This is a genomic window from Sulfitobacter sp. 1A15106, assembly GCF_043556995.1.
Lineage (GTDB): Bacteria > Pseudomonadota > Alphaproteobacteria > Rhodobacterales > Rhodobacteraceae > Sulfitobacter > Sulfitobacter faviae.
Genome location: NZ_JBIFFM010000015.1, coordinates 41759 through 50774, shown reverse-complemented (window position 1 = coordinate 50774; position 9016 = coordinate 41759). Strand labels below are relative to the sequence as shown.

The window sequence follows — 9016 nt, the reverse complement described above, 5'->3', positions numbered from 1 at the left end:
CATAAACCACGACGCATAACTGAGGGTGGGTCAAATCTCGGTGAAAATACCGGGTCAGTTCTCAGTGACAATCAACACATCGGGAACAGCGCGCGGACATTTTCGTGCGGCACGCCCGGCATCAGCTGGCTCTCACCGCGCCGAGCCTCATCGGCTGGCCCGAGGGTGACGAAGCCAAGCTGGTGTTCGCCTGTCTCGACCAAGGTCACGTTCTGCACGGGACCGCCAGTGATTTCGGCGCCAGCGTTTATGCCCAACTCTTGACTGATCATTGCGCCAAAACCCGAACCATACCCAAAATAGGTGCCGCCTTGGCTGCCGGTTCCAATCGTGATGCTGCTCGGCCAGCCTTCCTTATCTTGCGCAGCCGCTGGCACAGCCAGGGCACAGGCCGCTGCGGCGATAAATGCCGTAAATTTCATGAGAGATCCTCCTCTACGATATCCTCCCGGACGGGCCTATCAAAGGCGCATCCTCCCCGGAAAAAGTGACGCAAATGACCCTCACGAGACAATTCTCTACGGAGTATATTCATTTTTGATATAATTTAGGCTGAGGCTTCGATTTCATTCAGTTGAGTTTCAAGCTGATCCATCAGGGCGTCGCGTTCCGGATCACGCGTATTCCGCGTCCAAGCCGCTGCGAGGATGAGCTTCGGTTGCGGAGCGGTATCCTGTGCGCAAAGCGGAAGGAAACGCACGCCCTGCACCCGCAGTCGAGACGTCCACCGCGGCACGATCGCCAGTCCGCTCCCTGAGGCGACAAGGTTTACGATGGTTTGCTTTTCCTCGGCGATCTGCGAGATGCGCGCCGTTAGTCCAGCCCTCAGGAACAGCGTAATCGTGAGATCATGCGAATGTGGACGCGAGCGCCGGTCTGGCACGATCAGCGGTTCATCCGCCAGATCGGTAATCTCGATCTGTGCTCTCCCGGCCAGACGGTGATTGGCCGGAAGGGCCACGACCGCAGTTTCGTGAAACAGGGTCCGAAAGACAAGCCTACTGTCTCGAACGTCCGGGGGCCGGCAGAAGGCAATGTCCAAGCTCCCGCTTAGTAGCTTCGGCAGAAGATGAATCGTCTTCTGCTCCACTATCTGGATTTCGAGATCAGGGTGTGCCGCTCGCATCGGCGGCAGGATTTGTGGGAGTAGTCCCGCGGCTGCGCTGTCGATCGCTCCGACGCGCAAGACATGCGTCCGGGAAGCGCGCACGGCCCGCACCTTTTCCTCAAAGGCGACCATCTGAGCCAGCACGGTTCGGGCATCTTCGACGACCGCTTCGCCTGCTTCCGTGAGAGCAACATCTCTTGTGGTCCGCCGGAAGAGCTCTACTCCTAAGCGGTCTTCCAGGTGCTTGACCTGACGGCCGAAAGTCGCCGGGAGAATACCCAAGTCCTGCGCAGCATGCCCAAAATGGAGCTTTTCGGCCGCGGCCAGAAAGCATCTTAGTTGCATCTCATTCATTATCGGTTCCAATATTATATATCATATGTGTATATAATTTTCCTCGAATTGAGCTGTCCAACACAATTCCAGTAGCGTCTCCACAAACAGCATTCCGCGCGAGGAGGAAGACGATGACGGCCGTTCATGAGGAAGGCACGAAAGACCAAGCCCGCGAAACAAGCCCACAGCAGAAAATCTATCGGATTGCTTCGATCCCCGCTGACGGAATCGGCCCCGAGGTGATTGCCGCGGGTCTACAGGCGCTGGAAACGCTCGCGCGCCGCGATGGCGGTTTCAAGCTTGATGTGACCGAGTTCGACTGGGGCTCGGACCGCTACAAGAAGACCGGAGCGCTGATGCCCGAAAACGGGCGCGATCAACTGAAGGATTTCGACGCGATCTTCTTTGGCGCGGTAGGAGCGCCGGAAGTGCCTGACCACGTTACCCTCTGGGGTCTACGCCTGCCAATCTGCCAAGGTTTTGACCAATACGCCAACGTGCGCCCCACCAAGATTCTGCCCGGTATCTCCTCACCCCTGGCTGGTGTCGGACCCGACGACCTCGATTGGGTGATCGTGCGCGAAAATTCTGAGGGTGAATATTCTGGCGTTGGCGGACGCGCGCATCGCGGGATGCCCGAAGAGGTGGCGACGGAAGTTTCAATTTTCACCCGCACCGGCGTCGAACGAATCATGCGCTATGCCTTCGAATTGGCCCAGTCTCGCCCGCGCAAGTTTCTCACAGTGGTCACCAAGTCAAACGCACAACGCCACGGCATGGTGATGTGGGACGAGATTGCAGCCGAGGTCTCAGAAGACTACCCGGACGTAAGCTGGGACAAGATGCTGGTCGACGCCATGACCGTGCGGATGGTCAAGAATCCCAAGAGCCTCGACACTATCGTGGCGACAAACCTTCACGCCGATATCCTGTCGGATCTGGCAGGGGCGCTGGCAGGCTCTCTCGGCGTTGCTCCTACGGGCAATATCGACCCACAGAGACGTTTCCCTTCGATGTTTGAGCCGATCCACGGTTCGGCATTCGACATCACGGGCAAGGGCATCGCCAACCCGGTAGCGACCTTCTGGACCGCAAGTCAGATGCTTGAGCACCTTGGGGAAGCTGAGGCGGCTGCCCGCATGATGCGCGCGGTAGAAAAGGTTTGCGCCGATGGAGTTCTGACCCCTGACGTTGGCGGCAGCGCAACGACCCAACAGGTCACCGACGCTGTCTGCGAAGCGATCCGTGGCGACAATATCTGAGCCGTTGAAATGAGCCTGAGCGCCCCAGAACGTGTGCTTCGCGAAATGCTGGACGCAGCTATCAAGGCGGCCGATCCGCGCGAGGTGTTGGCCGAATACCTTCCCGAGAAACCTAAGGGCCGCTGCATTGTTGTCGGAGCCGGGAAATCTGCGGCCTCCATGGCGCGCGCGGTGGAACGGGCATGGCCTGACGTCGATCTGTCGGGTCTCGTGGTCACCCGCTATGGCCACACTGTTACGACCGAGCACATAGAAGTGCGCGAAGCCGCGCATCCGGTGCCTGATGCCGCAGGAGCCGCCGCGGCACATGAGATCATGAAGATTGCCGCCAAGGCCGGTCCCAACGATCTTGTGCTCGCTTTGATCTCGGGCGGAGGCTCCGCACTCTTGCCCATGCCTGAACCGCCTCTCACCCTGGACGATCTTATCGAGGTGAACCGGCTTTTGCTTGCCTCCGGCCTTTCTATCAATGCAATGAACTGCGTGCGCCGGCGGCTTTCCCGTATCAACGGCGGCGGCCTTGCACGTGCAGTGAAAGATGCGCGGCTCGTAACACTCGCGATCTCGGACGTGCCTGGCGACCACCCCGCAGCCATCGCTTCCGGCCCCACCGTCGGGGACCCTACAGCCGAGAACGACCTATCGCATTTGGCTGAACGGCTGGGCCCTGGCTTACCAGAATGTGCCCGAAAGCTACTGGCGACCCCTTTTTCTTTGCCGCAAACGCAGTCGGATTTTCGCTTCATCGCGACGCCGCAAGCCTCCTTGCAAGCGGCCGCCCGCATCGCGGAAGCCTATGGTGTCACCACGGTGCTTCTGGGCGACGCATTGGAAGGTGAGGCGCGCGAGCTCGGCACCATGATGTCCGGTATTGCGGCTTCGGTTGCCAAGAATGGGACACCGGCCGCAGCGCCTGCGGTGCTAATCTCCGGCGGTGAGACTACGGTCACGATTGGGGGGGATACCCCAGGGCGTGGCGGGCGGAACACGGAATTCCTACTCTCTCTTGCTATAGCGCTGGAGGGCAATCCTCGTATCACCGCGCTCGCGGCCGATACTGACGGAATCGATGGCACTGAGCCTGCGGCCGGCGCCATTATTGGCCCGGATTTCCTGCGCCGGGCCGCGCAACGCAAAATTTGCCCCCGAGATCATCTCTCTGCCCATGACAGCTTCACGGTATTCGAGCGGCTTGATGCACTCGTTGTTACTGGACCGACCTTAACCAACGTGAACGACTTTCGGGCGATACTGGTGGCGTAGCGGCGAGCGCTCGAAGCCATCAACGGCTGAGTTATTTGTCACTTCAACAGCCGGGGGGACATGCCGGTAAACAAGATCGACAAACGACCGGTTGGGGCTGGGGTCATAGGGCGCCTACCGCGAATGATAGTGGATGGGTATTGGGAACTGCATGAAGAAGACAGCTTCCGCGATACGGGCTTTTGTCCGGAAGAGCCCCGAATATCTCGATTTCCTCAGGAAATCTGCCAGTTGACCTGAACCGCAGCCCCGTCCGGGGTTGAGACCAGCCCAGATTTACGCGCAACGCGAATGTCGGCAATGCTGGGTCGCATTGCAGCATTGTAAATCGTGGCTGGATGTCGGCTCTGGGCCGGTCGCGTCGTACCGACAGGGCGAATGTAAGTTTTTAAGCTCCCTGCACGGTCGGGACCAGACATAAAACCTTACTCCCGCGATCCTATGTCCAAGGTGCCGCCCCGCGCGAGAGATTGCCGGCACAAAGTCCCCGCTGTCACACCACCAGAACGTAAGCCTGTCACACGCCGAATTGCGGCCGGCCCCTGTTGTGCAACGTCAATCCTCACTGCCATCTTCGGCCTCGCGTTTCCGCTCGAAAGACGTCCATACGAACTCGCCAGTCTTCTTGTTCCTGTAGATGGCAACCTTGTCGCGCCTGAGCTTCCGAAATGGCATGTTCTCACGCTGCAATTCGGCGCGGGAAATCTCCCCACGTTCCAGCCGCTCCTCGTCTCGTTGCCGAGCTCGCGCTTTCTGCCGTTGCCGCTCTTCGAAATCGAAGTACTTGGGACCATCCTCGTCACGCATGTCATCCCTCCCCATTGTCGTGGAACGCCATACGTTCTCGCCAGGCCCCCAACAGTTCATCAAGCAGCGACAAGTCATCGAGCGGCCGATACCCAGGAACTTCGATCTGCACGAATCCGGACGGTGCCTCGTTCATCCCGAGGCCCTTGGCTATGGACCTCTCATAGTCGGAGAATTGGCGACCCAGCGCATACCACCGGGATGCCGTGCGTGCCCAACCCCGGCAGGCGTCAACCGCGACGAGCTGTGAGGTCATGATCCAACCGCCCGCAAGTCTCGGGTGCCCCGACACCATGCCCCAAAGGATTGGTGCGCCGTGGCGAGATACGTGGGGTCGCCAGTAGTTCAGCACAGGTGCCTCGGCGAGGTTAGTTTCGGAAGGGCCACCATCGGCGGCTTTGATGGCGGAACGTATTTTTTTGGCCCAGTGGGGCTGCGCAGGTTTCTTGTCCACGAGGAACTCCCAAATTGAAAAAGGCATGTTTGATGAACGACGGAGGTCGGGGGGCATTGCCATCCCCTCGCGATAATTCTTCTCAGTGCAACACGGGGCGGTTCATTGCCTGCTCGACAGCATCCAGCATTCGAATGACCGATCTCAGGCTGACGTGGTGCGGGGTCCGGATGGCCTCGATGACCTCCTTGACCGCATCAACGGCATCCTGAGGAAGTTCGCGACGCGCTCCTTCCCGTTCGGCAAATCCGATCAGGTGTTCTTGCGTCAGGGCAGCCAGTTCCGTGGGTGGACAGCGACTCAAGAAAGGTGCTGACAGACCACGCAGGCTATTGGCTGTCAGGATCCAGGTAATCCAAGACATATCGAAGCCGATGCGGAAGTACGGACATGACCAGTGGCGCGCGGTAGTCCTCTCAAGGAGCGGCAAAAGACCCTCGGTCAAAGAAAACCGCTGACCGCCCAATGACTGCACATCCCCAGCCTTCTCTATCTCGTCAATCACGATTACAGGATTGGCTATTTGAGACGCCATGATCCCTTCCAGAACCTTACCCGGGCTCGCCGATCCCCAGCCTCGCTGAGACCCCGTCACAGCAAACGAGGCGGGCTCCCCTGTGGCTTCGATGATTGTCGTTGGAACGGAGAGTAGGCCCCCCAGCAGGCGCGCCCAGTGGCTCTTCCCGATCCCTGGCGGACCAACGAGAAGCATCGGTCGGACAAGGGGCGCAGGATCGCCGTTGCGGACCGAAGCGCGCATGTCCCGCCAAAGAAGATCGGTGGCAGGTGCCATCCACGGCATGGCGGTATGAATGGCGCTGGCGATCTCGTCGGCGCGATGTTCGGTCTCGACCGGCATAAGCATTGTACCCTTCCGGAAGACCTCGACCCGCGCACGGTCATTTCTGTCGAGGTGCGCCAACCCGGATTGGTTCACGACCTTGCGGAGATATTTTTGCGTCCGGCGCTCTATCTTTGCCCGGTCCTCTTCCGACACGCTCAATTCATCGGGAGGATTCTCCATGTTCTCCCTGTACCGCCACAGGAAACGTTTCAGGCGCGTGTTGAGCTCGAATTCAGTTGGCAGGTCTTCGGGAGGGAACCTGACATCGGCAAACGGTATTCGGGGCATTGGAAGTCCTCTCTGAGCCGGTCCGCCATTCGATTGGCGACCAGCATTTGGCAGCGCGGGGCTGCCAAGGGTTTCAGTCAGAGGATCCGGATCCTTGAGAACGTTATGAGAACATTGCACCGCCTAGGTCAATGGCATCAGGGCACTCCGCGGGCCCAGGCCAAAGTCAGTAGGCGCAAATCGCCAAATCAGCATTAAGTCATTGAAGTAAAAAAGAAACCACCGACAACCCGGGTTGTCGATGGTCATTTGATCCGTGCCGGAGTGGTCAAAAAAACCCGATAGTGGACACTTTATGCTGGGTTTCACAACTTCATAAGGCGCATTTAATCAGCCACACTTACTATGCCCGCAGCTCCCGCAGGTCATGCAGCCCTCGACCATCCGCATGTCGAACTGACCGCAAGACGGGCAGGACTTGCCGCGCGGGGCGTCGAGGCCGACGACCTTCGCCTGCGGGTCGGTCTTCAGACCCATGCCCTCTCCCGCGATGAAGCCGGTGGCGATCATGTGGCGCTCGATCACGCCGCCGATGGCCGCGAGGATCGAGGGGATGTATTTGCCCTGCATCCAAGCCCCGCCGCGCGGGTCGAAGACGGCTTTCAGCTCTTCCACCACGAAGGACACGTCGCCGCCGCGGCGGAACACGGCCGAGACCATGCGCGTCAGCGCCACGGTCCAAGCAAAATGCTCCATGTTCTTGGAGTTGATGAAGACCTCGAAGGGACGGCGGTGGCCGTTCAGCACGATGTCGTTGATGGTGATGTAGAGCGCGTGCTCGCTGTCGGGCCATTTGACCTTATAGGTGTTGCCCTCCAACTCGGCGGGGCGGTCCAGCGGGTCGGACATATAGACGATCTCGCCGCCTTCGCTGACCTGATCGGGGCTGTCGGCGGGGGCCTTGTCGCTCTTCTCGGAAGAGACGCTCAGAACCGAACCGGTCACATCGTTGGGGCGATAGGTGGTGCAGCCTTTGCAGCCTGTGTCCCACGCCTGCATGTAGACGTCCTTAAAGGCATCGAAGGAGATGTCCTCGGGGCAGTTGATGGTCTTGGAGATCGAACTGTCGATCCATTTCTGCGCCGCAGCCTGCATCTTGACGTGATCGGCGGGCGGCAGGGTCTGGGCGTTGACGAAATAGTCGGGCAGTGGCGCGTCACCCTTCAGCTCGCGCCACATCTGCACGGCGTAGTCGACGACCTCTTCCTCGGTCCGGCTGCCGTCTTTTTGCAGCACCTTGCGGGTGTAGGCATAGGCAAAGACCGGCTCGATCCCCGAGGACACGTTGCCCGCGTAGAGGCTGATCGTGCCGGTGGGCGCGATGGAGGTCAAAAGCGCGTTGCGGATACCATGTTCGCGGATCGCCTCGCGCACGTCGTCGTCCATCTGCTGCATGGTGCCGGAGGCGAGGAACTTTTCGGCATCGAAGAGCGGGAAGGCCCCCTTCTCTTTCGCCAGGTCCACGCTCGCCAGATAGGAGGCGCGGGCGATGGCTTTGAGCCATGCCTCGGTCTGCGCCGCCGCCTCGTCAGAGCCGTAGCGCAGGCCGACCATCAACAGCGCATCGGCAAGGCCGGTGACGCCCAGACCGATGCGGCGCTTGTTCTGCGCTTCGGCGGCCTGTTCGGGCAGCGGGAAGTTCGACACGTCGACCACATTGTCCATCATGCGAACGGCGGTGGCGACCAACTCGCTCATCGCGTTTTGGTCGAGATGGGCGTCGTCCTCGAAAGGCTGGGCAACCAGACGGGCAAGGTTGATCGAGCCCAGAAGGCAGGCGCCATAGGGCGGCAGGGGCTGCTCACCGCAGGGGTTGGTGGCGGCGATGGTCTCGCAATAGTTCAGGTTGTTGGCGGCGTTGATGCGGTCGATGAAGATCACGCCCGGCTCGGCGTAATCATAGGTCGCCTGCATGATCTTGTTCCACAGATCGCGCGCCTGCACGGTTTTATAGACCTTGTCGCCAAAGACGAGGTCCCAAGACCCGTCGGCCTTCACGGCCTCCATGAAGGGGTCGGTGACCAGCACGGACATGTTGAACATGCGCAAACGCGCGGGGTCGGACTTGGCGGCGATGAAATCCTCCACATCCGGATGGTCGCAACGCATGGTCGCCATCATCGCGCCGCGGCGGGAGCCTGCGGACATGATGGTGCGGCACATGGCGTCCCAGACATCCATAAAGGACAGCGGGCCGGAGGCATCCGCCGAGACGCCCAACACATCCGCGCCGCGCGGGCGGATGGTGGAGAAGTCATAGCCGATTCCCCCGCCCTGCTGCATGGTCAGCGCGGCCTCTTTCAACATGTCGAAGATGCCGGACATGCTGTCGGGCACGGTGCCCATGACGAAGCAGTTGAACAGCGTCACGCGGCGCGCGGTGCCGGCGCCTGCGGTGATGCGGCCCGCGGGGAGGTATTTAAAATCCTCCAGCGCGTTGAAAAACTTGTCTTCCCAGACGTCCGCCTTCGATTCGACCTGCGCGAGGTCGCGGGCGATGCGGCGCCATGTGTCCTCCACCGTGACGTCCTTCGGGGTGCCATCGGCCCCTTTAAAACGGTATTTCATATCCCAGATTTGTTCGGCGATCGGGGCGGTAAAGCGGGACATGGGGTAACTCCTGAGGTCAGTGGCAGGGGCTCTTATTAGCTAGG

At 60.1% G+C, this 9016-nt stretch carries 8 protein-coding genes; 2 read left to right on the top strand and 6 right to left on the bottom strand.

The window, feature by feature from the left end; translation table 11 throughout:
• Positions 1-71 precede the first annotated feature (71 nt).
• The gene (locus ACGYKA_RS18475; RefSeq protein WP_394439560.1) at positions 72-422 is read right to left on the bottom strand and encodes a TAXI family TRAP transporter solute-binding subunit; all 351 of its coding nucleotides are present in this window, start codon (positions 420-422) and stop codon (positions 72-74) included.
• A 125-nt stretch (positions 423-547) separates the two neighbouring features.
• Positions 548-1462 (bottom strand): LysR substrate-binding domain-containing protein, encoded by a 915-nt coding sequence (locus ACGYKA_RS18470; RefSeq protein WP_394415560.1) that lies wholly within the window; start codon positions 1460-1462, stop codon positions 548-550.
• A 113-nt stretch (positions 1463-1575) separates the two neighbouring features.
• On the opposite strand from ACGYKA_RS18470, the gene ACGYKA_RS18465 reads away from it, so the two are divergent.
• The gene (locus ACGYKA_RS18465) at positions 1576-2706 is read left to right on the top strand and encodes a tartrate dehydrogenase (protein ID WP_394415562.1); all 1131 of its coding nucleotides are present in this window, start codon (positions 1576-1578) and stop codon (positions 2704-2706) included.
• A gap of 9 nt (positions 2707-2715) precedes the next feature.
• The gene (locus ACGYKA_RS18460; protein WP_394439556.1) at positions 2716-3969 is read left to right on the top strand and encodes a glycerate kinase; all 1254 of its coding nucleotides are present in this window, start codon (positions 2716-2718) and stop codon (positions 3967-3969) included.
• 555 nt (positions 3970-4524) lie between these two features.
• Here ACGYKA_RS18460 and ACGYKA_RS18455 read toward each other — a convergent pair.
• From ACGYKA_RS18455 to ACGYKA_RS18440, 4 genes are all read right to left on the bottom strand, one after another.
• A complete protein-coding gene (locus tag ACGYKA_RS18455; RefSeq protein WP_394414427.1) occupies positions 4525-4776 on the bottom strand; it encodes a hypothetical protein in 252 nt (83 codons plus the stop codon).
• Position 4777: 1 nt separating this feature from the next.
• Positions 4778-5287: a DUF6634 family protein gene (locus ACGYKA_RS18450; protein ID WP_394414429.1), complete on the bottom strand. Its 510-nt coding sequence runs from the start codon at positions 5285-5287 to the stop codon at positions 4778-4780.
• Between the two features lie 25 nt (positions 5288-5312).
• Entirely contained in the window at positions 5313-6362 is a 1050-nt protein-coding gene (locus tag ACGYKA_RS18445; RefSeq protein ID WP_394414432.1) for an AAA family ATPase, read from the bottom strand.
• A gap of 330 nt (positions 6363-6692) precedes the next feature.
• Positions 6693-8972 carry an adenosylcobalamin-dependent ribonucleoside-diphosphate reductase gene (locus tag ACGYKA_RS18440; RefSeq protein ID WP_394414435.1) on the bottom strand — a complete coding sequence of 760 codons (2280 nt, stop codon included), beginning with the start codon at positions 8970-8972 and terminating at the stop codon, positions 6693-6695.
• Positions 8973-9016 lie beyond the last annotated feature (44 nt).